At 59.0% G+C, this 26,752-nt stretch carries 18 protein-coding genes; 5 read left to right on the top strand and 13 right to left on the bottom strand.

The genetic code is table 11. The features are described from left to right. Window positions 1-464: 464 nt before the first annotated feature. Window positions 465-2,042 carry a glutamine-hydrolyzing GMP synthase gene (guaA, locus tag AACV31_RS21895; RefSeq protein WP_075198239.1) on the bottom strand — a complete coding sequence of 526 codons (1,578 nt, stop codon included), beginning with the start codon at window positions 2,040-2,042 and terminating at the stop codon, window positions 465-467. 66 nt (window positions 2,043-2,108) lie between these two features. Continuing rightward, entirely contained in the window at window positions 2,109-3,575 is a 1,467-nt protein-coding gene (gene guaB / locus AACV31_RS21890) for an IMP dehydrogenase (protein ID WP_007763164.1), read from the bottom strand. 170 nt (window positions 3,576-3,745) lie between these two features. On the opposite strand from guaB, the gene xseA reads away from it, so the two are divergent. The 3 genes from xseA to AACV31_RS21875 all read left to right on the top strand — a co-directional run bounded on the left by xseA (window position 3,746) and on the right by AACV31_RS21875 (window position 6,576). Continuing rightward, window positions 3,746-5,119, top strand: coding sequence for an exodeoxyribonuclease VII large subunit (xseA, locus tag AACV31_RS21885; protein WP_105537956.1), 1,374 nt, complete (start codon window positions 3,746-3,748; stop codon window positions 5,117-5,119). An 81-nt stretch (window positions 5,120-5,200) separates the two neighbouring features. Next, window positions 5,201-6,226, top strand: coding sequence for a M4 family metallopeptidase (locus AACV31_RS21880; protein WP_165156041.1), 1,026 nt, complete (start codon window positions 5,201-5,203; stop codon window positions 6,224-6,226). Next, entirely contained in the window at window positions 6,226-6,576 is a 351-nt protein-coding gene (locus AACV31_RS21875; RefSeq protein WP_038856527.1) for a protealysin inhibitor emfourin, read from the top strand. Before AACV31_RS21880 ends, AACV31_RS21875 begins: the two co-directional genes overlap by 1 nt. Here the strand turns inward: AACV31_RS21875 and AACV31_RS21870 are convergent. From AACV31_RS21870 to AACV31_RS21820, 11 genes are all read right to left on the bottom strand, one after another. Beyond that, on the bottom strand, window positions 6,573-6,794 hold the full coding sequence (locus tag AACV31_RS21870; protein WP_165156039.1) for a zinc ribbon domain-containing protein: 222 nt from the start codon (window positions 6,792-6,794) through the stop codon (window positions 6,573-6,575). The genes AACV31_RS21875 and AACV31_RS21870 overlap by 4 nt on opposite strands. Window positions 6,795-6,844: 50 nt before the next feature. Continuing rightward, a complete protein-coding gene (gene der / locus AACV31_RS21865; RefSeq protein ID WP_007763176.1) occupies window positions 6,845-8,323 on the bottom strand; it encodes a ribosome biogenesis GTPase Der in 1,479 nt (492 codons plus the stop codon). A gap of 120 nt (window positions 8,324-8,443) precedes the next feature. Then, window positions 8,444-9,625, bottom strand: a complete 1,182-nt coding sequence (gene bamB, locus AACV31_RS21860) for an outer membrane protein assembly factor BamB (RefSeq protein WP_165156037.1) — start codon at window positions 9,623-9,625, stop codon at window positions 8,444-8,446. A 10-nt stretch (window positions 9,626-9,635) separates the two neighbouring features. Beyond that, entirely contained in the window at window positions 9,636-10,256 is a 621-nt protein-coding gene (locus tag AACV31_RS21855) for a YfgM family protein (RefSeq protein WP_105537958.1), read from the bottom strand. Window positions 10,257-10,291: 35 nt separating this feature from the next. Beyond that, window positions 10,292-11,566 (bottom strand): histidine--tRNA ligase, encoded by a 1,275-nt coding sequence (gene hisS / locus AACV31_RS21850; protein WP_015742100.1) that lies wholly within the window; start codon window positions 11,564-11,566, stop codon window positions 10,292-10,294. A gap of 114 nt (window positions 11,567-11,680) precedes the next feature. Further along, window positions 11,681-12,799, bottom strand: coding sequence for a flavodoxin-dependent (E)-4-hydroxy-3-methylbut-2-enyl-diphosphate synthase (gene ispG, locus AACV31_RS21845; RefSeq protein ID WP_015742101.1), 1,119 nt, complete (start codon window positions 12,797-12,799; stop codon window positions 11,681-11,683). Between the two features lie 26 nt (window positions 12,800-12,825). Further along, window positions 12,826-13,842 carry a cytoskeleton protein RodZ gene (gene rodZ / locus AACV31_RS21840; protein ID WP_075198235.1) on the bottom strand — a complete coding sequence of 339 codons (1,017 nt, stop codon included), beginning with the start codon at window positions 13,840-13,842 and terminating at the stop codon, window positions 12,826-12,828. A 418-nt stretch (window positions 13,843-14,260) separates the two neighbouring features. Then, window positions 14,261-15,427 carry a bifunctional tRNA (adenosine(37)-C2)-methyltransferase TrmG/ribosomal RNA large subunit methyltransferase RlmN gene (locus AACV31_RS21835; RefSeq protein WP_007763195.1) on the bottom strand — a complete coding sequence of 389 codons (1,167 nt, stop codon included), beginning with the start codon at window positions 15,425-15,427 and terminating at the stop codon, window positions 14,261-14,263. Between the two features lie 181 nt (window positions 15,428-15,608). Beyond that, complete coding sequence (ndk, locus tag AACV31_RS21830) at window positions 15,609-16,040, bottom strand: nucleoside-diphosphate kinase (protein ID WP_007712751.1); 432 nt, start codon at window positions 16,038-16,040, stop codon at window positions 15,609-15,611. A gap of 166 nt (window positions 16,041-16,206) precedes the next feature. After that, on the bottom strand, window positions 16,207-18,537 hold the full coding sequence (pbpC, locus tag AACV31_RS21825; protein WP_165156120.1) for a peptidoglycan glycosyltransferase PbpC: 2,331 nt from the start codon (window positions 18,535-18,537) through the stop codon (window positions 16,207-16,209). A 13-nt stretch (window positions 18,538-18,550) separates the two neighbouring features. Continuing rightward, complete coding sequence (locus AACV31_RS21820; RefSeq protein ID WP_165156035.1) at window positions 18,551-23,500, bottom strand: alpha-2-macroglobulin family protein; 4,950 nt, start codon at window positions 23,498-23,500, stop codon at window positions 18,551-18,553. Window positions 23,501-23,823: 323 nt separating this feature from the next. Between AACV31_RS21820 and AACV31_RS21815 the strand changes: the two genes are divergently transcribed. Both AACV31_RS21815 and AACV31_RS21810 read left to right on the top strand, forming a co-directional pair. Next, the gene (locus AACV31_RS21815; RefSeq protein ID WP_165156033.1) at window positions 23,824-25,368 is read left to right on the top strand and encodes a PTS transporter subunit EIIC; all 1,545 of its coding nucleotides are present in this window, start codon (window positions 23,824-23,826) and stop codon (window positions 25,366-25,368) included. Window positions 25,369-25,380: 12 nt separating this feature from the next. After that, window positions 25,381-26,745 (top strand): 6-phospho-alpha-glucosidase, encoded by a 1,365-nt coding sequence (locus AACV31_RS21810; protein WP_165156118.1) that lies wholly within the window; start codon window positions 25,381-25,383, stop codon window positions 26,743-26,745. The last annotated feature ends 7 nt before the right edge of the window (window positions 26,746-26,752 follow it).

Genomic DNA, 26,752 nt, shown 5'->3' with positions numbered 1-26,752 from the left:
TATATTCCACATCTTTTTTCAGGCTGAAATAAAGCGCCACATTTACCCAATTTCATAGGAAAGTTGAGTAGATAAGGTGTTGAAGATGGGGATGGGGAGGCCGCGTAGAAAGTGGCTGCCTGTGCTGGGATGTAGCGAGCTGATTAAGATCTAAAACTCCCGCTTAATACCAGAAGCCGACCTGGCTAAATCCGCACTACATTAATCAGAAAGGAGCAGGCCAAGGCTTATAGCTTGATGAGTATGACTTTCAATGCATCATTTAAAATGCAAAATTCACTATCGTTATAATCCTGCACTATACCTGCATTCACATTTATACTTTGTTTTACAGCAGTAGAAATTAGATTTACCGTCAGGAACTGCATTACATATAAAACCTGTGAAACGCATAAAAAACCCTCTGTAAAAACAGAGGGTTTTTTCACGTTTAACCGCTTATAGAGATGTCCGGAAGCAGTTAATCATTCCCACTCAATCGTAGCCGGTGGCTTACCGCTGATGTCATACACCACGCGGGAGATGCCGTTGACTTCGTTGATGATGCGGTTTGAGACGCGGCCCAGGAAGTCATACGGCAGGTGCGCCCAGTGGGCGGTCATGAAGTCGATGGTTTCTACCGCACGCAGTGAGACCACCCAGTCATATTTACGACCGTCGCCCATTACGCCAACGGAGCGCACCGGCAGGAATACTGTGAATGCCTGGCTCACTTTGTCGTACAGATCCGCACGGCGCAGCTCTTCGATAAAGATAGCGTCGGCGCGGCGCAGCAGGTCGCAGAACTCTTTTTTGACTTCGCCCAGTACGCGAACACCCAAGCCCGGACCCGGGAACGGGTGGCGGTACAGCATGTCGTACGGCAGGCCCAGCTCCAGACCAATCTTGCGCACTTCGTCTTTAAACAGCTCTTTGAGCGGCTCGACAAGGCCCATTTTCATCTCTTTCGGCAGGCCGCCCACGTTGTGGTGAGATTTGATCACGTGTGCTTTACCGGTGGCAGACGCCGCGGATTCAATTACATCCGGGTAGATGGTGCCCTGAGCCAGCCATTTCACGTCTTCCAGCTTCAGCGCTTCTTCATCGAACACTTCCACGAATACGCGGCCGATGGTTTTACGCTTGGCTTCCGGCTCGTCGATACCCGCCAGCGCGTCAAGGAAACGCGCTTCCGCCGGAACGTGAACAATGTTCAGGCCAAAGTGGTCGCCAAACATGTCCATGACCTGCTCAGCTTCGTTCAGGCGCAGCAGGCCGTTATCGACGAAGACGCAGGTCAGGCGGTCGCCAATCGCGCGGTGCAGCAGCATCGCGGTCACAGAGGAATCCACGCCGCCGGACAAGCCCAGGATAACGCGATCGTTGCCCACCTGCTGACGAATGCGCTCAACCGCGTCGTCGATGATTTTCGCCGGCGTCCACAGCGCTTCGCACTCGCAGATGTCACGCACGAAGCGCTCCAGCATACGCAGGCCCTGACGGGTGTGGGTCACTTCCGGGTGGAACTGCACGCCGTAGAAACGCTTCTCTTCGTTCGCCATAATCGCGAACGGACAGGTTTCGGTGCTGGCGACGGTCACGAAATCAGACGGAATGGCCGTCACTTTATCGCCGTGGCTCATCCAGACATCCAGCAGCGGGTTGCCGTCGGCGCTCAGCGCGTCCTGAATGTCGCGCACCAGCGCGCTGTCGGTTTTGACTTCAACCTGCGCATAGCCGAATTCACGCTCGTTAGAGCCTTCCACGTGGCCGCCGAGCTGCATCGCCATGGTCTGCATGCCGTAGCAGACGCCCAGTACCGGCACACCGGCGTTAAAGACATATTCTGGCGCGCGCGGGCTGTTTTCTTCTGTAGTGCTCTCCGGGCCGCCGGACAGGATAATCCCGTTCGGATTAAAGCCGCGGATTTGCTCTTCCGTCACGTCCCAGGCCCACAGCTCGCAGTAAACGCCCAGCTCGCGCACGCGGCGAGCCACCAGTTGGGTGTACTGAGAACCGAAGTCGAGGATAAGGATACGATGCTTATGAATGTTGTCCGTCATTGACGCGTTTTCCAGAAAGTAGCTGATACAAAGTAAACGCCCGGCGCGAACGCCGGGCGGGGAAAATTAAGAACCCATACGGTAGTTCGGAGACTCTTTGGTGATGGTCACGTCGTGTACGTGGCTTTCCTGAATACCCGCGCCGCTGATGCGTACGAATTCGGCTTTAGTGCGCAGCTCATCGATCGTGGCGCAGCCGGTCAGGCCCATGCAGGAGCGAAGGCCGCCCATCTGCTGGTGGATTATCTCTTTCAGACGGCCTTTATACGCCACGCGGCCTTCGATGCCTTCCGGCACCAGCTTGTCAGCGGCGTTATCGGTCTGGAAGTAGCGGTCGGAAGAGCCTTTGGACATCGCGCCGAGCGAGCCCATGCCGCGATAGGATTTGTAAGCGCGGCCCTGGTAGAGTTCGATTTCGCCCGGGGATTCGTCCGTACCGGCCAGCATGGAGCCGACCATCACGACGCTTGCGCCAGCGGCGATCGCTTTGGCGATATCGCCGGAGAAACGAATGCCGCCATCGGCGATAACCGGAATGCCGGTGCCTTCCAGCGCTTCAACCGCGTCCGCCACCGCGGTGATCTGCGGTACGCCCACGCCGGTCACGATACGGGTGGTGCAGATGGAGCCCGGGCCGATGCCCACTTTCACCGCGCTGACGCCCGCGTCCGCCAGGGCTTTCGCACCAGCGGCCGTCGCCACGTTACCGCCGATGATTTGCAGATCCGGGTATTTCGCGCGGGTTTCGCGAATGCGTTGCAGCACGCCTTCAGAGTGGCCATGGGAGGAGTCAATCAGCAGAACGTCAACGCCTGCGGCAACCAGCGCGTCAACACGCTCTTCGTTACCGGCGCCTGCGCCTACCGCCGCCCCTACGCGCAGACGGCCCTGCTCGTCTTTACAGGCGTTCGGTTTACGTTCGGCTTTCTGGAAATCTTTCACGGTGATCATGCCGCGCAGGTGGAAACTATCGTCCACGACCAGCGCTTTCTCAACGCGTTTTTCGTGCATTTTCGTCAGTACGACGTCGCGAGACTCGCCTTCGCGAACGGTCACCAGGCGCGCTTTCGGCGTCATGTAAACGCTGACGGGCTGGTTCAGGTCGGTCACGAAGCGCACGTCGCGGCCGGTAATGATACCGACCAGTTCGTTCTCTTCGGTCACAACCGGGTAGCCGGCGAAACCATTGCGCTCAGTCAGTTCTTTCACTTCGCGCAGGGTCGTGGTCGGCAGTACGGTCTGCGGGTCGGTCACCACGCCGGATTCATGTTTTTTCACGCGACGGACTTCTTCAGCCTGACGCTCGATAGACATGTTTTTGTGGATAAAGCCGATGCCGCCTTCCTGCGCCAGGGCAATCGCCAGACGCGCTTCCGTTACGGTGTCCATCGCCGCTGAAAGCATCGGGATGTTCAGGCGGATGGTTTTGGTCAGCTGAGTGCTGAGATCCGCGGTATTCGGCAGAACGGTAGAATGGGCGGGAACGAGGAGAACGTCGTCAAACGTCAGTGCTTCTTTAGCGATACGTAGCATGGGCAATATCTCAACCTGGGGTGAATGAGAACAGATAAAATATTGCCGCGGCATTATACAGAGCGTAACCGATTGCTTCTACATTTTTTTGCGAAAAAAGGTTGCGATAGTTAGCGCGCAGGTTACTATCGATTGAATAACCCGCTGATTTAAAATTTGATCCAGCTCACATGCCGCTTACTCAGACACCCTCAATTTTTACCGTCAGCCGCCTTAACCAGAGCGTGCGTCTGCTGCTTGAACAGGAGATGGGCCAGGTCTGGATCAGCGGCGAAATCTCGAATTTCACCCAGCCCGCGTCCGGCCACTGGTACTTTACGCTCAAAGACGACACCGCCCAGGTACGCTGTGCGATGTTCCGCAACAGCAACCGCCGCGTTACCTTTCGTCCCCAACACGGCCAGCAGGTGCTGGTGCGCGCTAATATCACGCTCTACGAGCCGCGCGGCGACTATCAAATCATCGTCGAAAGCATGCAGCCCGCCGGTGAAGGCCTGCTGCAACAGCGTTATGAACAGCTCAAGCAGCAGCTCGCCGCCGAAGGGTTGTTCGATCCGGCGCTGAAAAAACCACTGCCCTCTCCGGCGCGCCAGGTCGGCGTGATTACGTCGAAAACCGGCGCGGCGCTGCATGATGTGCTGAATGTGTTACGCCGTCGCGATCCGTCGCTGCCGGTGGTTATCTACCCCACCGCGGTACAGGGCGACGACGCGCCCGCGCAAATCGTGCGCGCCATTGAGCTTGCCAACCTGCGCGACGAATGCGACGTGTTAATCGTCGGGCGCGGCGGCGGCTCGCTGGAAGATTTGTGGAGCTTCAACGACGAGCGCGTCGCGCGGGCGATTTTCGCAAGCCGCATTCCCGTCGTCAGCGCTGTCGGCCATGAGACCGACGTTACCATTGCCGATTTCGTCGCGGATTTACGCGCGCCGACGCCGTCCGCCGCGGCCGAAATCGTCAGCCGCAACCAGCTGGAGCTGCTGCGCCAGGTGCAGGGGTTACAGCAGCGTCTGGAAATGGCGATGGACTACTCGCTGGCTAACCGCCAGCAGCGTTTTACGCGCCTGCATCACCGTCTTGAGCAGCAACACCCGCAGTTGCGCCTTGCCCGCCAGCAGACGCTGCTGATGCGCCTGCGCCAGCGTATGGACAACGCGCTGGACAGCCGGATGCGCCAGGCCACGCAGCGTCAGGCTCGCCTGACGCAACGCCTGAACCAGCAGCAGCCGCTGCCGCGTCTGCACCGCGCCTCGGCGCGTATTCAGCAGCTGGAGTATCGCCTTGCACAGCTCGTCACCGCACGCCTGAGCCACACGCGTGAGCGCTTCGGCAACGCCATCACACATCTGGAAGCCGTCAGCCCGCTCGCGACGCTGGCGCGCGGCTACAGCGTCACCACGGCGCAGGATGGCAACGTGCTTAAAGCGACGAAGCAGGTGCAGCCCGGCGATACGCTGACCACGCGGCTCGCGGACGGCTGGGTGGAAAGCGAAGTGCGCCAGATTACGCCCGCTAAAAAGACGCGCAAAAAGAAAACAGGATAAACCTCAGGGGCACCTGTCTGGTCGCGAACTATACTGCAAGTGTTGGTTTTTTCAACGGCACTTGCCGTGTAAGGAGACCCTATGAACCAGTCACGTTATCCAACCGTCATTCCCCCGTACATTCTGCGCCGCATTATCGATCATGGCTCAGAGCCCCAGCAGCAGAAAGCGCGCCAGACCCTCACCCACGTCCAGACCCTGATGGCGCATCACCATGCGAAAGCCGCCGTCGCGCACGTTTCCGCGAAGGGCGAGCTGGAGCGCGATATCTATGACGCGCAGAACCGCGAAGAACTACCTGGCCAGATTGTGCGCCGCGAAGGCGAGCCTTCGAATGGCGACGTCGCCGTGGATGAAGCCTACGACTATCTCGGCGTCACGCACGAATTTTTCTGGAAAGCTTATAAGCGCGATTCGCTGGACAACAAAGGGCTGGTGCTGAGCGGCACTGTCCATTATGGACGCGAATACCAGAACGCCTTCTGGAACGGGCAGCAGATGGTCTTCGGCGACGGTGATGGCGAAATTTTCAACCGTTTTACTATCGCCATTGACGTGGTGGGCCATGAGCTCAGCCATGGCGTGACGGAAACCGAAGCCGGGCTGATTTATTTCGAGCAGGCGGGCGCGCTCAACGAATCGCTTTCTGACGTCTTCGGCTCGCTGGTGAAACAGTATCAACGCCAGCAGACGGCAGATCAGGCGGACTGGATCATCGGCGAAGGACTGCTGGCGGAAGGTATTAACGGCAAAGGGCTGCGCTCAATGTCAGAGCCCGGCACCGCGTACGACGACCCGCTGCTCGGCAAGGATCCGCAACCCGGCCACATGAAAGACTATGTGAAAACCCGTGAAGATAACGGCGGCGTGCATATCAACTCCGGCATTCCGAACCGCGCGTTTTATCTGGCGGCGACGGCCATTGGCGGTTACGCCTGGGAAAAAGCCGGTTATGCATGGTATGACACAGTTTGTGACCGCTCACTCTCGCAAAATGCGGATTTTGCAAGCTTCGCGAAGCTGACTATCGAGCATGGCCGTAAACGCTCCGGCGACAGCGTGGCGCAGGCCATTGAACAAGCGTGGAAAACCACAGGAGTGTTGTAATGGATTTGCCAGATCTGACGGATGACGCCGTCGTGGAGCTGGCGCGTGAAGGCGGCGTGGCGTATATGCCACGCCTGGCCGGACAGCGGCGCATCGCCGTCGCTGAGTTAAACGCCCAGCAGCGTCAGCGGCTTATCGATATTCTGCATCAGGCGCTGCCAGAGGCGTCCCCGCCAGGCCAGCCCGATTCGCCAGGGCGCGGCGATCAGCGCTACTTCCGCATCCAGATCCTCTGGACGCAGCATAATCAGGCGGGCTACGCCGACATCGTTCTGCTGGTGCCGGAAAACGCCGCGCCGGAAGGGCTGCGCGAGCTCTGGAAGCGCGGCGAAGACTGCATCTGCGACTAATGCGCCTGTAGCGTAAATTCCACGCGTTTGCTGGAAATCAGCCCGTGGCCGTTACGGCAGAAATAGTCCACCGCGCCGCATGCTTTGAGCACCTCCAGCGGCTGGTGGCATTCGGGACAACGCGCCTCAACCCGATAATCCTGATGACACACAGAGCAATGCGCGCCGCGCACGCTTTGTTCAAGCTCGTGCTGACAGTTCGGACAACGTAATTCCACGCGATACCTCCTTAAAAACACAGCGGGAGTCATAATGACTCCCGCTCCGGTTATTTACTTTTCTTGATGTGCTTAATCAGGCGCTTACGCTTACGCAGCTGGTTTGGCGTCAGGGTGTTGCGCTTGTTGGCGAACGGGTTCGCCCCTTCCTTGAACTGAATGCGGATAGGCGTGCCCATCACATCCAGCGATTTGCGGAAGTAGTTCATCAGATAACGCTTGTAGGAATCCGGCAGGTCTTTTACCTGGCTGCCGTGGATAACCACAATCGGCGGGTTATAACCGCCCGCATGCGCATATTTCAGCTTCACGCGACGACCGCGCACCATCGGCGGCTGATGGTCTTCTTCCGCCATTTTCATGATGCGGGTCAGCAGCGCTGTACTGACGCGGCGCGTGGAGCTGTCGTAGGCTTCGCGTACCGATTCAAACAGGTTGCCTACGCCGCTGCCGTGCAGCGCGGAGATAAAGTGTACGCGAGCGAAATCGATAAAGCCGAGACGGTAATCCAGCGTCTCTTTCACTTCATCTTTCACTTCCTGGCTCAGGCCGTCCCACTTGTTGACGACGATAACCAGCGAACGACCGCTGTTAAGGATAAAGCCCAGCAGCGAGAGATCCTGATCGGAGATGCCTTCACGGGCGTCAATGACCAGCAGCACGACGTTCGCGTCTTCAATTGCCTGCAGCGTTTTGATAACCGAGAACTTCTCAACCACATCGGTTATTTTGCCGCGTTTACGCACGCCCGCCGTATCGATAAGGACGAACTCGCGCCCGTCACGCTCCATCGGAATGTAGATGCTGTCGCGCGTGGTGCCCGGCATGTCAAAGACCACGACGCGGTCTTCGCCAAGAATACGGTTAGTAAGGGTTGACTTACCAACGTTCGGGCGGCCGACGATAGCCAGTTTGATCGGCAGATCCTGCGGGTTGAAGTCGTCTTCTTCTTCTTCGACGACTTCACCGTTCTGCTCGGCTTCAAACTGCGCCCAATATTCGGCTTCTTCATCCACTTCTTCCGGCGGATCGACATCGTCCATCCACGGCACCAGTACGTGCTCCAGCAGCGACGTCACGCCACGGCCATGAGAGGCCGCGATCGGGTGAATTTCACCGAGACCAAGCGAATAGAAATCCGCGACGGCCTGATCCGGATCGAGACCGTCGGTTTTGTTGGCGACCAGGAACGTCGGTTTCTGGCGGCTGCGCAGATGTTTAGCGATAGCCTCATCCGCAGGCATCAGGCCAGCGCGGGCGTCCACCATGAAAAGCACCACATCGGCTTCTTCAATCGCCAGCAGCGACTGTTCCGCCATGCGGGTTTCCACGCCCTCTTCCGCACCGTCGATACCACCGGTATCGATGCAGATAAATTCACGTCCTTCCACTTCGGCACGACCATATTTGCGGTCACGCGTCAGCCCCGGGAAATCCGCTACCAGCGCATCCCGGGTGCGGGTTAAACGGTTGAACAACGTGGATTTTCCGACGTTAGGGCGCCCGACCAGCGCGACCACAGGTATCATTCTTAAAGCCTCATTACTGATAAATCATTGTTAAACCCGCAGAAAATCCACGGGCTTCAGAAAACAGGAAACGGCCCCTGCAATAATCAGGAGCCGTTTTAGCTGTGCTACGCCTGTCTGTTAACGCGTAATCGCGTAGAGCGTACCGTCTTTGGCCTGGATAAGGATCTTGTTATCCGCCACGACCGGCTCGGTCTGGAAGCCAGAGCTATCCACTTTTTGCTGAGCCACGAAACGCCCGTTATCGGTATCCATCCAGTGCAGGTAACCTTCGCTGTCGCCTACCACCAGCGATCCATTATAGAGCACCGGCGCGGTCAGATTACGGTGCAGCAGCTGCGTCTGTGTCCAGAGCGTAACGCCGCCTTCCACATTCAGCGCCAGCACGTTATCGTTCTGGTCTACCAGGTAGATACGTCCACCGTCAACGATGAAATCATTCACCGAGCCCAGCTCGCGTTTCCACATAATCTGACCGGAGCGCAGATCCAGCGCGGTCAGGTTGCCGTTATACGCCAGCGCGTAAACCACGCCGTTGACGACAACCGGCGTCGTGTCGACGTCGCTCAGACGATCGATTTCGGTCGCGCCGGTCGCCTGCGAGATGCGCTGCTGCCAGATCAACTGGCCGCGCTGCATCAGCACCGCGCTGACGCGGCCGTTATCGCCGCCGACAATCGCCGCGCCAAACGCGGACGCCGGTGCGGATTCACCGCGCAGCGAGAGCGACGGCATATCCAGGTTAACGGTCCACTTAATCGCGCCATCGCTTTCGTTCAGCGCCTGCAGCATACCGTTGCTGGTATGAACCAGCACCAGACCATCGCTGACGACCGGACGGGAAAGCGCTTCACCCGCCACTTTAGTCTGCCAGGCAATAGAGCCGTCAGAGGTATTCAGCGCGTAAACCTGCGCCTTTTCGCTGCCCACGTAAACATGTGCGCCGACGGCGGTCAGGCCGCCAGAGAGCAGCGCCGGACGGTTACGAGAGAAGAAGCCGGTTTTCTCAGAGAGATCGATGCTCCAGATTTCTTTACCGTCCTGCGCGTTGACGGCTTTCACCGTACCGCGACGATCGGCCGCGTAGACGTTGCTATCAAGGAACGCCGGGTGCAGGTTAGAGTAAAAATCGCCAATCCCGCTACCTACAGAGGTGTCCCAGGCGACTTCCGGTGCGAACTGGTTTTCGACGGTCGGCAGCGGCGACATTTTCACCACGTCTTCTTCACCGCTAAACAGTGAGCAACCGCTTAACAGCGTGACGGAAAGCATCGCTGGCAGAACTAATTTACGCAATTGCATCGGGTCCCTCTCAGATGGACAAGTTATTGATTTTCATCTGCATCATATCGCCAAGCGCCGGAGAATTTTTATCATCCGCCCCTTTGCTCCAGGCATCGCGCGCGCCCTGCTTATCGCCTTTGCTCAGCAGCGCATCACCGCGCAGATCGGCAACCATCGCCGACCAGTTTTCGCCTTTTACGTTTTCCAGGGTTTTCAGCGCGGCGTCAGCCTGTTTCTGCTGGATCTGAATGCGCGCCAGGCGCAGATTAATCAGCGAGCGCAGATTCTCGTCCTTCGTATTCTCAATGCCCTGCTGTAACTGCTGCGCGGCTTGAGCGAGATCGTTTTTATCCACGTAACGCTGCGCGAGTTCCAGCGCGGCCAGCGCACCGTAGCTGTTTTGATTCTGAGCGACAAACTGCTGCGCCGCGCTCAGGGTTTTCGGATCGTCTGCGCGCACATCGGTCATCACATTCTGATAATGCAGCGACGATTCGCGAGCGGAATCCACCTGCGAACCGTTCCAGAAACGCCAGCCAACCAGCGCGCCAATCCCTAATACCACACCCACCGCCAGCGCTTTGCCGTTTTCAGCAAAGAAACGCTTTACCGCGTCGAGTTGCTCGTTTTCGTTCTCGTAAATTTCCACGCAGTCCTTCTCCTTAACGATATGTCGCCGGGAAATCAGCCCAGCAGCGTCTGCAGATGCGCGGCCAGTTCGCTTTGCGCAAGCGCCTGCTGCTCACCTGAGCGCAAATCTTTCACCACAACCTGACGGTTGGCGACTTCGTCCTCGCCCAGCACCAGCGCGATGCGTGCGCCCCATTTGTCTGCGCGGGCGAACTGCTTCTTGAAGTTGCCGCCGCCATAGTTGGTCATCAGCTTGCAGCCCGGCAGCGCGTCGCGAACCCGCTCGGCCAGTTGCATTGCCGCCGACTGCGTGCCGTTGCCGGACGCAATCAGGTATATATCGACAACAGGATCCGCCGTAAATTCCGGATTGACCGCCTGAACGAGTAAAACGAGGCGCTCAAGGCCCATCGCGAAGCCCACCGCCGGAGCCGCGCGGCCGCCTAATTGCTCAACCAGACCATCGTAACGGCCGCCCGCGCACACGGTGCCCTGCGAGCCGAGGCTCGTAGTGACCCACTCAAAGACGGTGCGGTTGTAGTAGTCGAGACCGCGCACCAGGCGCTGGTTGACGGTATAAGCGATACCGGCGTCATCCAGGAAAGCGCACAGACCGGCGAAATGTTCGCGGGATTCTTCATCCAGATAATCGCCCAGCATCGGCGCGTCGTTTAACAGCGCCTGTACGTCCGGGTTTTTAGAGTCGAGTACGCGCAGCGGGTTCGAATACATGCGGCGTTTGCAGTCTTCATCAAGCTTATCGACATGCTGCTCAAGGAACGCGACCAGCGCATCGCGGTAGTTCGCGCGCGCTTCCAGAGAACCGATAGAGTTCAACTCCAGCGAAACGTGCTCCGCGATGCCAAGCGCACGCCACCAGCGCGCAGTCAGCATGATAAGTTCGGCATCGATATCCGGGCCCTGCAGGCCAAACACTTCGACACCCAGCTGATGGAATTGGCGGTAGCGCCCTTTCTGCGGACGTTCGTGACGGAACATCGGGCCGATGTACCATAAGCGCTGTTCCTGATTGTACAGCAGACCATGTTCGATGCCGGCGCGCACGCAGCCCGCGGTGCCTTCAGGACGCAGCGTCAGGCTGTCGCCGTTGCGGTCCTCAAAGGTATACATCTCTTTTTCAACCACGTCGGTCACTTCACCGATAGCGCGTTTGAACAACGGGGTCTGCTCTACAATCGGCAAACGGATTTCGCTGTAACCGTAGCTGCCGAGCACCTGCTTGAGTGTGCCTTCAATGCGCTGCCAGATGGCGGTATCGCCCGGCAGGTAATCGTTCATGCCGCGGATGGCTTGAATGTTTTTTGCCACGTTTATTCTCTTTTTCTATACAAAAAATGAACCCGAAACAGACCGCTCCGGTGTGGCTGGGGCGGTTCGCGGGTTCAATCATACACGGGAAGCACGCCGCTTCCCACGTTTGCGTTATTTTTCCAGCTGCTGCACGCTGATACGACGGGTCTCGTCGAGCATCGAGGCCTTGGCGCGGATGCGCGCTTCCAGCTGCGTGATCATGTCGTCGTTATCGAGACGATCTTTGCGCACGCCTTCTTCATAGAAGCCGCTTTTCTTGTTGCCGCCGGTGACGCCGAGCGTCGAGACCAGCGCTTCGCCCGGACCATTCACCACGCAGCCGATAATCGAAACATCCATCGGCGTGATGATATCTTCCAGGCGCTGCTCCAGCGCGTTTACGGTGCCTATCACATCGAATTCCTGACGCGAACAGGTCGGGCAGGCGATAAAGTTAATGCCGCGCGAACGAATACGCAGTGATTTCAGGATATCGAAACCGACTTTGATCTCTTCCACCGGATCGGCCGCGAGCGAAATACGCAGCGTGTCGCCGATCCCTTCAGACAAGAGCAGCCCCAGCCCGATCGCAGATTTCACCGCGCCAGCACGGGCGCCGCCCGCTTCGGTGATCCCGAGATGCAGCGGCTGATCGATCTGCTTCGCCAGCAGGCGATAAGACTCGACCGCCAGGAAAACGTCGGAGGCTTTCACGCTTACTTTAAACTGATCGAAATTCAGCCTGTCGAGATGATCGACATGCCGCATGGCGGATTCCAGCAGCGCCTGCGGCGTCGGCTCGCCGTATTTTTCCTGAAGATCTTTCTCAAGCGATCCGGCGTTCACGCCGATGCGGATCGGAATGTTTTTATCGCGCGCGCAATCCACGACAGAGCGGATGCGCTCTTCGTTGCCGATATTGCCAGGGTTGATGCGCAGACAGTCGACGCCGTACTCCGCCACTTTGAGCGCAATGCGGTAGTCGAAGTGAATATCCGCAACCAGCGGAACATTGACCTGCTGCTTGATGAGACGAAACGCCTCGGCGGCATCCATCGTCGGCACCGAGACGCGAACGATATCCGCGCCCACGCGTTCCAGCGCTTTGATTTGGTTTACCGTCGCCTCGACATCCGTCGTGCGGGTATTGGTCATAGACTGCACGGCGATGGGTGCGCCATCGCCGATAGGGACGTTACCGACGTATATCCGTTTAGATTTTCTACGCTGAATGGGCGCTTCGTTATGCATGACAAATCTCCCTCATTGCCCGTCTGTTACTGCGTTACTGATTGTTCGGCATTGAGGGTCAGACGCGCAACCTGGTTAGTTCTGATAAAACGGCTCAAATCCACCGGTTTGCCCTGGTACTGAATCTGCACGGCCGACGGCGCGCCGATTTTAAGGCGGTACGGGGCCTCACCGGACAGATTCAGATTAGTATCTTTACGTTGCAGACCGCTGAACAATTTCTTACCGGTCGCGTCAGTCACTTCAAGCCAGCAATCGGCGGTAAAATTCATCACCAGCGCGTTGCCATCCGCCGCAGGCGCCGTAGAGGCCTGGCCTACCGGCAGCTGGCTTTGTGTCGGCTGTGTCGTATTTTGCTGCGCCGCGGTATCGGTGTTCGCCTGGCTTGGCGGCACCACCACAGGCTGCTGGCTCGCCGTATTCGGCGACGGCATCGGCGTCGGCTGCGGGCTGTTGGACGCGGTGTTCTGGGTATCGCCTGACGGCAGATCCGCAGGCGGCGTCGCCTGATCCTGCGGCGCGTCAGCGGTGGTATCGTTATTCAGGGGAACGGATTGTGGGCTGTTGGCCGCGTTCTGGCTCAGCTCGGCGCTGGACTGGTCAGCCATGGTGCTGATCTCTTCCTGCTGCGCTTTGTGGTTTTGCCACCACCAGGCGCCCGTCAGGCCGACAACGACAAAAAGCACAAGCCAGGTAAAGCTCATCAGCCAGCCGTCGCGTTTTTTACGGCTTTTGCCAAGCGCGTAGGTTTGCATCGGCGCGACCTGTGCGGTTCTCACCGGCGCCTGTTTGGCGAGCATCGGAAGCAGTTCGTCTTCCGGAACATGCACCAGACGCGCATAGGAACGGATATAACCGCGCAGGAACGTCGAAGCCAGATCGGCAGGCGCGTTGTCCTCTTCGATGGCGCGAACGGTGGATACCTTCAGGCATAAACGTTCCGCCACAACCTGTTGGCTGAGTCCCAGTTGTTCACGGGCCAGGCGCAGACGCTCACCCGTGGTATGTGATGCATTTTCTTCGTGAGTGGCTTCAGTATTCATTAGCTACAACTGCTGGTACTGTTTTCATTAGGAACTGGCACCGGCAGGAATAAGACAACGTTTCGCTGTCCTGTCTGCCCATACCGCGAAATCATTCTCATCGGACACACGCACTGCGCGTCATCCGTTACCCGTTTCCGTATTTTAACGCCGCAAACGGCATAACACCGCAGGCGATAATCAGAAACGTTAGTTAACCATAGCCAGCTTTTTATCCTGTGTCTGTTAAGTGACGCCAGATAAGCCAGAAAGCCCCAGCTAACATGTTGTTGCGACGCTACATACTGCCTCAAAGCACAGAGAAACGCACCGTAATTATTTACCGTGTGCGCTTCTTTACGCAGCAATCGCTGCGCCTGCGCTGAAAGTGGTCACGCGATAGCCTGCTCGCGTGACCTAACCGGCTTTTCGCTGCCTGTCAGACGGCTTTAACGGCGATCGGTTCACCCTGCATACGCTTGCGCATGGTGCGTTTAGTACGGTCGATAACGTCGCCCGCCAGCTGTCCGCAGGCCGCGTCGATATCGTCACCGCGCGTTTTACGCACAATCGTGGTGAAACCATAGCTCATCAGCACTTTAGAGAAGCGATCGATACGGCTGTTGGAGCTGCGGCCATACGGCGCGCCCGGGAAGGGGTTCCACGGAATCAGGTTAATCTTGCACGGCGTATCTTTCAGAAGCTCCGCCAGCTGATGCGCGTGTTCGGTGCCGTCATTCACATGATCCAGCATGACGTATTCGATAGTCACGCGGCCCTGGTTGGCGTTGGATTTGTCGAGATAACGACGCACGGCCGCCAGGAACGTTTCGATGTTGTACTTTTTGTTGATCGGTACAATTTCATCGCGAATTTCATCGTTCGGCGCATGCAGAGAGATAGCCAGCGCGACGTCAATCATATCGCCAAGCTTATCCAGCGCCGGCACAACGCCGGAGGTAGAGAGCGTGACGCGGCGTTTGGACAGCCCAAAGCCGAAATCGTCGAGCATGATTTCCATCGCCGGGACGACGTTGGTCAGGTTCAGCAGGGGCTCGCCCATGCCCATCATCACCACGTTGGTGATAGGACGCTGGCCGGTTACTTTCGCCGCGCCGATGATTTTCGCCGCGCGCCATACCTGGCCGATAATTTCCGACACGCGCAGGTTGCGGTTAAAGCCCTGCTGCGCAGTCGAACAGAATTTGCACTCCAGCGCGCAGCCCACCTGGGATGAAACGCACAGCGTGGCGCGATCGTCTTCCGGAATATAGACCGTCTCAACGCGCTGATCGCCGACCGCAATCGCCCACTTAATGGTGCCGTCGGAAGAACGCTGTTCTTCGACCACTTCCGGCGCCCGGATTTCCGCCACTTCCTTGAGCTTGCCGCGCAGCACTTTGTTAATGTCGGTCATCTCATCGAAATCATCGCTGCAGTAGTGATACATCCACTTCATCACCTGATCGGCGCGAAACGGCTTTTCACCCAGCGTTTTGAAGAACTCGCGCATCTCCTGGCGGTTCAGATCGAGGAGGTTAATTTTTTCAGATTTAATAGCAGGCGCCGCTGAGGCATCCTCAGGCGTGACAATGTGTTCAGACATATTCGATCCTGGCCTCGTTGTTACACGTTACGGCCTCTGGAGGGTTGATAAAAAAGAAGACGCCCCGGTAAGAGCAGGCTCATCCGGGGCGCAGCATTGTACAAATTCTATGGCAGTGACGCCATGGCTTAAAGCGACATCATGAAAATAAAATGTAAATGTCGCTTTGCCGTTTCGCTAATTAGCGAGTACGCGGGCAGATTTCGCCTTCGCCGAAGAAGTAAGCGATTTCGCGGTTAGCGGATTCAACGGAATCGGAACCGTGGGTGCCGTTTTCGGTGAAGCTGTCTGCGTAGTCAGCGCGCAGGGTGCCTGCCAGCGCGTTCGCCGGGTTGGTGGCGCCCAGCAGATCGCGGTGACGCTGTACCGCGTTTTCGCTTTCCAGTACGGAAACCACGATCGGGCCAGAGGTCATGAATTCCACCAGGCCGTCAAAGAACGGTTTGCCTTCGTGCTCAGCGTAGAAACCACGCGCCTGCTCAACAGACAGGTGCAGCATTTTGGTGCCGATGATTTTGAAGCCAGCGGATTCAAAACGCGCGAAAATGCTGCCGATAACGTTTTTAGCGACTGCGTTCGGCTTGATGATGGAAAAAGTACGCTCAATTGCCATGATAACCTCTGTAAGTTGTTCTGTTTGCCCGACAGGCAAGTTTAGAATTGGCGCCGATTATAATGAGCAACGCTATCCTTGCCTACGGTTTGGGGTAACATTTTTTTAAAATAATATTACCTTTGGCAACACTTAATGTCGAAAGCGCGCTTTTTGGGCTTTTTGTTTACTCTACCCTGAATTGCGCGGCCGCAATCTGCCCGGCTTCATCCATCAACAAGACCTGATAATCGCCGCTTTTATCAAAGGTCAGCGTCACGCTGTCGCCTTCTTTATCGAGCGGCTCGCCGTTTAAAAACCACCAGTGACGTCCGCCGCCGCCCTGACTGCGCAGCGGCAGCGACAACGCCGCCTGCCCCGGTAGCCGTTTCAGGACAGCGCCCTCGCGCACGCCGGTCAGCAGCAGCGGCACCAGATCCTGCTGATGCACCGGCGGACACTGCGGCGAGACCGGCGGCAGACGTGCCGCTCGCCGCTCGCCGGGCGGCAGCCACGGTTCAAGCGGCAGCGGCCAGAGCAACACGCGGCTTTCAGAAACGTGCGGACAATCCGCCGCCACCCGCTCGCCTTTCGCGTTAAGCCACAGCGGGAACTGAATGCCGCGGCTCCCCTCCTGCCCTTCGGCCAGCAGCGTCGGCGGTTCGCTGTTATCAAGAAGCCACGTCGACAACCGGCGGCGGCAGTTACTGTCGCCCGCCGGTAGGTGCTGCCCGCCTGGCCAGCAGATGGTTCCCGCCGACACCGACGCCGGACGCGGGTCGACCGGCTGTCTCGCCTGCTGAACCGCCGAGGCGGCGCCCGCCTGCAACAGATTATTGACCTGGTTGAGCACCGGCACGGCGCTTGCGAAACCAAACTGTCCGGCGACCGGCGTCGCATCCGGGCGGCCGGTCCAGACGCCAATCAGATAGCGCGACGTCACCCCCACGGCCCAGGCGTCGCGATAGCCGTAGCTGGTCCCGGTTTTCCAGGCGAGCGGCACCACCTGCGGCAGCGAGCCGTCCGGCAGCGGCTGCGCCTCGTTCGCAAGGATACGGCGGATAATCCATGCCGCACCCGGCGACATCAGCGGGCGCTCCACCAGCGGATCGCCTTTCACCACACGCAGACGCGCCGCCTGGCCGTGGCGGGCGAAGGCGCTGTAGGCCGCCACAATCTCATCAAGCCTGGCGCCCGCGCCGCCCAGGATCACCGCAAGGCTTGGCTGCGCCGTCGGCGGAAAGCGCAGCGCCAGCCCGACATTACGCAGCCGCGCCGTAAAGCGCTTCGGCCCGTAGGCTTCCAGCACCTGGACGGCGGGCAGGTTCAGCGACCGCACCAGCGCCTCGCTCATGCTCACCGGCCCGTTAAAACCGCTGTCGAAATTGCCAGGCCGGTAGTCGCCGAAGCGACGCGGCACATCCTGTAACAGCGAAGCCGGATGGATAAGCCCTTCATCCAACGCCAGTCCGTAGACAAAAGGCTTGAGCACCGAACCGGGTGAACGAATCGCCGTCACCATATCGACATGGCCAAAACGGGCGTCGTCCTTGATGTCTGCCGAACCGACCCAGCCGCGCACTTCCATGGTGGTGTGATCGACCACCAGGATCGCCAGCGAGGTACGCGCCGGGAGACGGCCTTTCCAGTTCAGCGCCAGATCTTCAAGCTGGCGCTGTAAAGCGGCATCCAGCGTGGTGGTGATTTTGGTGTCGCGACGCTGCGTCACCAGCCGCCGTGAGAGCAGCGGCGCGAGCTGCGGCATCTGACGAGGCGCCAGCCATACGGGCTCTTCCAGCGACTCCCGTACCTGTTTTTCACTCCAGACGCCCTGCGTCGCCATCCGGCGCAACACTTTGTCGCGCGCCGCCTGCGCGCGATCCGGCCAGCGGTCGGGCCTGAGCCTGCTTGGCGCCTGCGGGAGTACCGCCAGCAGCGCGGCGTCGGAATAGCTTAGTCTTGATGGCGGCTTGCCGAGATACACCCAGCTGGCGGCGCCAATTCCCTGCAACGTGCCGCCAAACGGCGCGCGGTTCAGGTAGAGCGTGAGGATTTCCGCTTTGGAGAGATGCCATTCGAGCTGCATCGCCCGCCATACCTGGCGCAGCTTGCCGCCGAACGTACGCGGATGAGGATCCAGCAGTCGCGCCACCTGCATGGTAAGCGTACTACCGCCGGAGACGACCGAGCCGGAGCGCAGATCCTGCCAGGCCGCGCGCGCGATAGCGAGCGGGTTAATGCCAGGATGACGCCAGAACCAGCGATCTTCATAGTTCAGCAACGCCTCAAGATAGCGCGGCGAGACATCGTTAAGGGTGACCGGGTAGCGCCAGATACCGTTTTTGTCGGCGAAGCGCCAGAGCGGCGTGCCGTCCTGGGCCACCACCACGCGCGCGGGCTGCACCTCATACAACGGCAGCGGCCAGCACTTATCGGCAAGCCACAGCGCAACGCACAATAAAAGCGGCGCCGCCGCCAGAGTTATCCAGCGGCGGCGCCTTTTAAACAGGCTTTTAATCACAGCTCACCTGTCAGGGGTTGATGGTCAACGCAGGAATAGTCGCACCCGTCGAACGCCATTGCGGCACATACATCGACTCGACCTGGGGCGCCGGCACTTTATAGGTGCCCGGCGTCACGGCGCGCGCCATGTAGACCAGCGTGGCGTTAACGCCTTCGTTCACCGGCAGCGCCGCGACGAAGCGATCGTCACGGAACTCCATATGCTGAATGTCCATCTGCTGCATGCGGTTGATAAGATCGCTTGCCTCACCCGCGCTGCTCAGGCTGGCGCTGGCGTTCGCCAGGTTCTGGTTTTCCAGCTCAAGCCCGGCCGGGAGAAGATCGACCACCAGCGCGTCAGGCACCGTTTTGCTGGCCGAAACTTCAAGCCATACCAGCACCAGCTCGCCGCTCTTCAGGTTGGAGAGCGAAATCGACTCGCCTTTGCTGTTGAGGTAGTGCCGCTCAATATGCAGCACGTTGCTTGACGGCTGCGGCGCGACATCCGGGTAACCCTGGCTGTCAAGACGCAGCCAGAGCGGGGTCTGTGCCGTGTTAGTGACCTGCAACGCGCCAAGCTGATCGGCGTTAAGCGCGACGCTCTGCGCTTTGTCGCCGCTCATGAACTGGCCTGCCAGCGTGGTCTGCGCCTGCCAGTTCCCCGGCTGGTTTACCAGATTGCGGCCCGCAAGGAACAGCGCATTGCTTTCCTGGGTGGAGAGCCAGCGCTGACCATATGCTTCATCAGAAAGCGCGTTAAGCAGCGTACTTTGTGTGTCAGCCTGCAGATTATATTCCTGCAACAGGCTCAGCTTCAGCGCATCGTCACGCAGATCGCTGCCGTAGTCCCCAAGCCAGACATCATTATGCGGCCGCTCGGTTTTGAGCCCGAGATCCAGCGCGGCTTTACTGCGCGGCGCATCGCCCATCAGTTTCAGCGCCACGCCAAGCTGCACCAGCGGCAGACCGCCGCCCGCTTGCGCGCGATGCTCCCAGAGGTCGCGCAGCGCGCCGAGCGGCGCTTTCTGCTGACGAGCCAGCACCAGTCCGGCATAGGACTGCACCGCAAAGCGCGAGGCCGCGTTGTTTTCGCTGTAACGCAGCGCGATGGTGGCCGGATCCTGGAGATAACGCAGCAGGCGCGCGTTGGCGTTATTCAGCGCCTCGGCCGGCACGCTGTAGCCCTGCTCGCCGGCGCGCACCAGGAAATCGGTCACATAGGCCGTCGCCCAGTACTCTTCCGGACTTTCTTTATCCCACAGACCAAATCCGCCCTCTTCGCGTTGCATCTCAAGCAGGCGCGCAATGCCGATATCCACCGCCGCGCGGCGCTGTTCATCGGTGTCGCCTTTGATGCCAAGCGCTTTGAGCTGCGCGGCGTTCGTGTACAGCGACGGGAACAGACCGCTGGTGGTCTGCTCAAGGCAGCCGTACGGATAAGCGCGCAGCTCTTCAATGTAGCGGGCGATATTGAGCGGCGGACGACCGCTCAACAACAACCGGCCTTCCAGCGTGGAAGCGTTAAGCCCCTGCAGATGCGAGGCTGGCACGGTCCAGATTTCACCCGCACGCAGCATCGCGCCGCTGTTGACGGTCTGCGCCGGATACGCCGGACGCACGCCGATTTTCCACTCACGCATAATCGGCGCGAAACGCTCGCCCGGCAGCGAAAGCCCCGTGATCTGCGCCTGTACCGCGCCGTCGCCAAACCCGTTGCTGGCGGCGACCGGCACGAACAGCGTCGTGCGCCCGCCCGCTTTCAGGTTCACCTGCTGGGTCGACTGCGCATCCAGGCGCACCAGGCCGCTGGCGCTAAAGGTGACGTTAAGCTGCTGCGGCTGTTCGGTCAGGTTTGTGACATCCAGCGCCAGGCGCGAGGTATCGCCGCCCGCAAGGAAGCGCGGCGTGCTCATCTCGGCAATCACGGGAGCCGCCACAATCACTTTGCTTTCGCCATTGCCGAAGCGGTCGTCGCTCCAGGCCTGCGCCATCACGCGCAGTTCGCCGTTAAAGTCGCCGACCGGCAGCGTAATCGTGCCTTCGCCCTGGTCGTTCAACTGCACCGGCACCGCCTGTTCAGCGATGATAGTGACGTGGTTGACCGGCGGTTTGCCGCCGCGGTTTAGTTCGTCGCCGTCGCCACCAAAGCGCAGCGCCGCCAGACGGCCCTGGCCTTCAATCACCTGGCCGTAGATATCATAGATATCCGCGCCATAGCGTTTCTTGCCAAAGAAGCCGCGCCACGGATCCGGCGTGACGTAGTCGGTGATGTTAAGCACCCCGCTGTCTACAGCCGAAACCAGAACGTTAATCTGCTTCGGCAGTTCGCCGTTTTTCACGCTGGCTTTCACTTTCACCGACAGCGTGCTGTCCGGGCGCATTTTCGCCGGCGTTTCCAGCGTCAGGTTCAGGCGACGGTTTTCATCGCCCATCGGCAGATGCAGCAGGCCGACCGCGCGTTTTTGGGTCGCGGAACGGGATTTATCGCCAGGGCGGACCACCAGCGTGCTGAGATAGAGATCGTGGCGTTTCCAGGCTTTGTCGACCGGAATGTCCAGATCGAGCCCTTTCTCCGGCACGTCGATTTCCTGCCACCACAGCGGGCCTTCAGAGGATTCCACCATCGCGTAGCCTTTGCCTGCGGCTGGCGCGGCGATGTGCAGCTTGATGGTGTCGCCAGGCTGATAGAACGGTTTGTCGATTTTCAGCGTGACGCGATCCGGGCGCGGCGCGCTGGCGCCGTCGCTGTTATCCTGCCAGCTGTAACCGGCCCAGAAGCGCATGCTGCTGACCAGATCGTCAGGCGAGACCACTTCAAGGCGATACGAACCCCACTCCACAGGGAAGCTCACTTTGCCGGTTTCGCCCGCAGCGAGATCGATAGTCTGCTCGGCTTCCACCAGATCTTTCTGGTCGAACTGCGACAGCCAGCCTTCAGAATCTGACCAGTTCCAGTAGTAGTCGCGACGTTCGCGCACCAGACGCACTTTCAGGCCTTTCACGGCGACTTTTTCGCCCTGCGCGTTGGCATAGACGATATCGAAACCGGCATTGCCGTTTTCATCGACCATCGGCTGATTGACGGTATCGTCGGTACGGTAGTCGTAGACCGCTTTCTCACCAAACTGCGGGCGAATGCCCACCAGCGCATCGGCAGGCCAGATGGCTTGTTCGACGCGACGGGTGACCGGGCGACCGCCCGATTCCAGCAGGCTCGCCTGCAAAATCAGGCGCAGCGGAGAGCGCACATCCTGCCACTGGCTTTCGGTAGCGACCTGCGCGACACCCGCGTCGTCAAGATTCAACTGCACTTCATCGAGGCTACGGGAGAGGTTTTCTTCCGCGATGTTACCGAACTGGAAGCCCGGCAGTTGCGGCACCGCGTCACGCAGCGGACGCAGATAGAGCTGGCCCTGCAGGCTATTGCCTGCCGCAGGCGCGCCGTAGAGGTAATGGCCTTCAATACCGAAATTGACTGTATCCGAAGGCGCCAGCGGCGTTTTCTGCACGTTGAGGTTGAGCGCCATACGCTCCGGCATAAAGTCTTCTACATGGAAGAGCCAGTTGCGGTTCTGGTTGTCGCCGGTATTAGCGCGGATCACCCACTGGCCGGTCGCGGCCTGAGCATCAAGCGTCCAGGTCAGTTGATAAAGCCCGTTATTCGGCTCCACCACCTGCGTACGCGCCACCTGGCCATCCGGGCGCACCACTTCGAATTTCACCGGTTGCGCCGCCAGCGGTTTGCCGTCGCTGTCGCGCAGCAGACCATTGACGATCACCGTTTCGCCAGGACGGTAAAGATCGCGCGGGCCAAACATAAAGAATTGCTTGCTGTAGCCGCGATCGCCGCCGGTATCAAACTCCGCCAGATCCAGCGCCGGGAGGTTGAGATCGAGCATCGTGGTCTGCTCGCCCATACGGGCCAGCACCAGCGCCGCCTCTTTCGGGTTATCCAGACGCACGTGACCAGTGCTGTCGCTGGTCGCTTCCGCCAGCGTCTGTCCTTTATCGTTCAGCAGACGCACTTCGACGCCGCTTTGCGCCGCGCCGTTCTCCAGGCTCTGGGTGAAAATATCCATGCGGTCATGATAGCGGTGCAGCGAAAGACCGACGTCGCTAAGCGTAAAGAGCGTCGCGGCGTTACTGTAGTTGTAATGCCCCGCCTGGTTCATCACCGCCAGATAGACGCCCGGCTGTTGCAGCGGCTTGATGTCGCTTAACGGCAGCAGCAGTTTTTCGCGCGTGTTGCGGGCCGGATTGAGATCAAAACGCCCGGTATAGACCAGATCCGCCATTTTCAGCAGTTGGTCAGATTCCCAGTTGCTGAGTGAATTCCGGTACTCCCACTGGCTGACCATCGCCGCCAGCGATTCCGGTTTCACGCGGTAGAAGTTAACGTCGACGCTTGAGATATTGAGCGCCATCACCGGCAGCCCCTGTACGACTTTGGTCGGCAGCAGCGAGCCGCGGCTCGCAAACCCGACGCTCGGCGCGATATCGCGCGTGGTCAGGGCTTTCTCATACGCCATGCCAAAGGTGGCTTTATTGAGCGCCAGCAGTTCGCGATCGACGCTCAGCACCAGTTCGCGGTTCGGCTCAAGGTGGCGCAGGCGCAGCTCTTTTAAGTTCGGCGCAAGCTCCCACGCGCCGTCCACCTTGCCCTCTTTCTTATCGACAAGATGCACCACGCGGCCGAAATCCTGGTTGGGATCAAGCGGCACCGAGAAGGTAAGCACCAGCGTACTGGCGCCATCAAGCTGAACCTCTGAGGCGTCCAGTAATTTGAGCGGCTTACCGGCGCTTTGCTGCGCCAGCTTTTGCAGATCGGCCGCCTGCGGCCTGGCCTGCGACGCCGGGGCGCTGCTTTGAGCCGCCGGCGCGGCGGAGTCGGCGGAAGCACTCTCCTTGTCGTCGCACCCGCCGAGAGTGAAAGACGCCAGTAATGCTGTCGCGATGACAGCCAGACGCAATGATTTCATAGTTTTCCCTGGCCGTAGTGGCCGTCGGTTTCCGGTAACGGCGGCTATTATGCTTAAAAGCGATGACAAAAAAAAACCACCAAAAATAAATAGCGGAGGATGCTTTGCAAATTCTCTGCAACGGCCTGCAAAACGCTGCCTTTCTCCTCACTTCCCCCCGGATGTTACCGCGATCACAGTGCGTAACGTTACATGTTACCTTCAGAGTTATTTGTTTTTAAAACAATCAGATAACTGGCTTCTTTATGCGGCGAGTTGCTACCTTTGAGCGGTGCCTCTGCACATCAGGTGGTTTAGCCAGACGATAAAAAAGAGAGAGCTAAATGAGATACGCCGTAAACGCCCTACAAAATTTTGGCAAGTCCCTTTACGGACCGGTATTGATTCTGCCGATTGTCGGCCTGTTTATCGCCTTCGGCAACGTACTGGGGAATGGCAGCCTTGCGGGTTATCTGCCGTTTCTCGGCCACCCGGCCCTTCAACACACCGGGCAGCTTATCGCCAAATCGGCGGTCTCGGTGCTGGCGAACCTGGCGCTGGTCTTCGCCGTCGGCATCCCTATTGGTCTTGCGGCGCGCGATAAAGGCTACGCGGCGCTGACAGGGCTGGTGACGTTTATCGTGTTTATTAACGCCATGAACGTGACGTTACAGTTGCAGGGCGCGCTGGCGCCCGCCGCTCAAATGCGCGCGGCCGGGCAAAGCATGGTGCTTGGTGTGCAGGTGCTGGAGATGGGCGTGTTCGCGGGCATTCTGACGGGCGCGCTCTCCGGCTGGCTCTATAACCGCTACTCCGGCGTGCAGTTCTCGGGCGCGATGGCGATTTACTCCGGCCACTGTTTTGTCGCCATCATTATGCTGCCGGTTTCGATGGTATTAGGCGTGGTGATGAGCGAACTGTGGCCCTTCGCCCAGCACGGCATCAGCGCGATGGCGCTGGCGATCAAAGGCGCAGGCGCGTTCGGCGTGGCGATATATGGCTTTCTGGAACGCATTCTGGTGCCGACCGGCCTGCATCATCTGGTCTATACGCCGTTTCTCTATACCGAACTTGGCGGCACCCAGGACGTCTGCGGCACGGTCTACCAGGGCGCGCGCAACATCTATTTCGCGGAAATGGCCTGCCCTTCCGTCACGCAGTTAAGTCCGACCGTGGTGTGGGACGCCCGCGGCATTAGCAAGATGTTTGGCCTGCCCGCAGCGGCGCTGGCGATGTATATGACGGCCAAACCAGAGCGCAGAGCCGCCGCCAAAGCGATTCTGATCCCGGCGGCGCTGACGTCCCTTTTGGTGGGCGTCACCGAGCCTATCGAATTTTCATTTCTGTTTATCGCCCCGCTGCTGTTCGTGGTGCACGCGGCGCTGACCGGCATCGGCATGATGCTGTTCTATCTGCTGGACGTTCACGCCATCGGCGCCAACGGCATTATCGATTTTATTCTCTACAACCTGCCGCTTGGCACGACGAAATCGAACTGGCCGATGTATCTGCTGGTCGGGCTGATTATGGCGACGCTCTATTTCACCGTGTTCCGCTTCCTGATCCTGCGCTTCAACATGAAAACGCCCGGGCGCGAGGATGACGACCAGGAGACGCGCCTCTACAGCAAACAGGAATACCAGGCGAAGGGCACGAACGACGGTCTCGGCGAAGCGATTATCGAAGGGCTGGGCGGCCGGGCCAATATCGAAGTGGTGGATAACTGTTACACCCGTCTGCGCGTTACGGTGCGCGACGTGGCCGTTATCGATGAACCGCGTCTGAAAGCGACGGGTGCGAAAGCGGTGATTAAACAAGGCAATAACGTTCAGGTGGTCTACGGACTGCATGTGAAAAAAATGCGTGAAGCAGTCGAAATGTTTCTCTGACAGGAGCTGATGATGTTGAAACCTCCCTTTATTCTTGCTATCGCCGGCGGCGGCAGCACCTATACGCCGGGTATTGTGAAAAGCCTGATGGTGCGCTTAAACGATTTCCCGCTCGCCGAAATTCGTCTCTATGACATCGACAGCGCGCGTCAGGAGACGATCGCGCCGGTGGTGGAGAAAGTGATCCGCGACCACAGCCAGTCCATCAAATTTACCACCACCAGCGACCCGGAAGTGGCGTTCAGCGGCGCGCATGTTGTGTTCGCCCAGATGCGCGTCGGCCAGTACAAAATGCGCGAGCAGGATGAAAAAATTCCGCTGCGCCACGGCGTGGTGGGCCAGGAAACCTGCGGCCCTGGCGGTCTCGCCTATGGCCTGCGCACCATTCTGCCGATGGTGGAGCTTATCGACATGGTGGAGCGGTACGCCGACAGCAAGGCCTGGATTGTGAACTACTCCAACCCGGCGGCGATTGTGGCGGAAGGCGTGCGTCGCCTGCGCCCGACCGCCCGCGTGCTAAATATCTGCGACATGCCGGTGGCGGCGATGCGCAATATGGGCGCTATCCTCGGCGTCGACCGCCACAAGCTTGAAGTGGATTATTTCGGCCTGAACCACTTCGGCTGGTTTACCCGCGTGCTGGTGGATGGCGAAGATCAACTGCCCGCGCTGCGCCGCCATATCGCGAAATTCGGCCTGCTGACCGAAGACGCGGCGCAGACGGATCCGCAGCACTCCGATCCGTCATGGGTGAAAACCTGGCGCAACATTAAGCCGATTATGGATAACTTCCCGGATTATCTGCCGAACCCGTACTTACAGTATTACCTGATGCCAAACGAGATAGTGGAGCACCAGAACCCGGATTACACCCGCGCCAATGAAGTGATGGACGGGCGTGAGAAAAAACTGTTCGCGGCGGCGGAAGAGTATAAGCGTACCGGCATTCTGCCGGATGCGTTCCATGTGGGCGTCCACGGCGCGTTTATTGTCGATGTCGCCTGCTCGCTGGCGTTTGATTTACGCCAGCGGCATCTGGTGATTGTCGAAAACAAAGGCGCTATCGCCAACCTGCCTTACGACGCGATGGTAGAAGTGCCGGCGTATATCACCGCCGCCGGGCCGGAGCCGGTGCGCATGGGCGCGGTGCCGCTGTTCCACCAGACGCTGCTGATGCAGCAGCTCGCCTCCGAGCAGTTGCTGGTCGAGGCGACGCTTGAAGGCAGCTACGAAAAAGCGCTGCAGGCGTTTACACTTAACCGTACTGTCCCCACGATGCAGCACGCCAAAGCGATCCTCGATGACATGATTGAGGCGAACCGCGACTACTGGCCGGCGCTGCAAAAAGCCTGGGTGAACGGCGAAGCAGCGTCATAACCGGAGC

The organism is Cronobacter sp. EKM101R, assembly GCF_963888145.1.
GTDB classification, from domain to species: Bacteria; Pseudomonadota; Gammaproteobacteria; order Enterobacterales; family Enterobacteriaceae; genus Cronobacter; species Cronobacter turicensis.
Note: the sequence above shows the minus strand (reverse complement) of the source record. Positions and strands in the feature narration are given on the sequence as shown.

Coding starts and splice junctions, on each gene's coding strand:
- ispG (WP_015742101.1), bottom strand. CDS start 12,799: ATGCATAACGAAGCGCCCATTCAGCGTAGAAAATCTAAACGGATATAC.
- AACV31_RS21875 (WP_038856527.1), top strand. CDS start 6,226: ATGGATTTGCCAGATCTGACGGATGACGCCGTCGTGGAGCTGGCGCGT.
- bamB (WP_165156037.1), bottom strand. CDS start 9,625: ATGCAATTGCGTAAATTAGTTCTGCCAGCGATGCTTTCCGTCACGCTG.
- AACV31_RS21810 (WP_165156118.1), top strand. CDS start 25,381: ATGTTGAAACCTCCCTTTATTCTTGCTATCGCCGGCGGCGGCAGCACC.
- xseA (WP_105537956.1), top strand. CDS start 3,746: ATGCCGCTTACTCAGACACCCTCAATTTTTACCGTCAGCCGCCTTAAC.
- rodZ (WP_075198235.1), bottom strand. CDS start 13,842: ATGAATACTGAAGCCACTCACGAAGAAAATGCATCACATACCACGGGT.
- guaB (WP_007763164.1), bottom strand. CDS start 3,575: ATGCTACGTATCGCTAAAGAAGCACTGACGTTTGACGACGTTCTCCTC.
- AACV31_RS21820 (WP_165156035.1), bottom strand. CDS start 23,500: ATGAAATCATTGCGTCTGGCTGTCATCGCGACAGCATTACTGGCGTCT.
- guaA (WP_075198239.1), bottom strand. CDS start 2,042: ATGACGGACAACATTCATAAGCATCGTATCCTTATCCTCGACTTCGGT.
- der (WP_007763176.1), bottom strand. CDS start 8,323: ATGATACCTGTGGTCGCGCTGGTCGGGCGCCCTAACGTCGGAAAATCC.
- AACV31_RS21815 (WP_165156033.1), top strand. CDS start 23,824: ATGAGATACGCCGTAAACGCCCTACAAAATTTTGGCAAGTCCCTTTAC.
- AACV31_RS21880 (WP_165156041.1), top strand. CDS start 5,201: ATGAACCAGTCACGTTATCCAACCGTCATTCCCCCGTACATTCTGCGC.
- AACV31_RS21835 (WP_007763195.1), bottom strand. CDS start 15,427: ATGTCTGAACACATTGTCACGCCTGAGGATGCCTCAGCGGCGCCTGCT.
- ndk (WP_007712751.1), bottom strand. CDS start 16,040: ATGGCAATTGAGCGTACTTTTTCCATCATCAAGCCGAACGCAGTCGCT.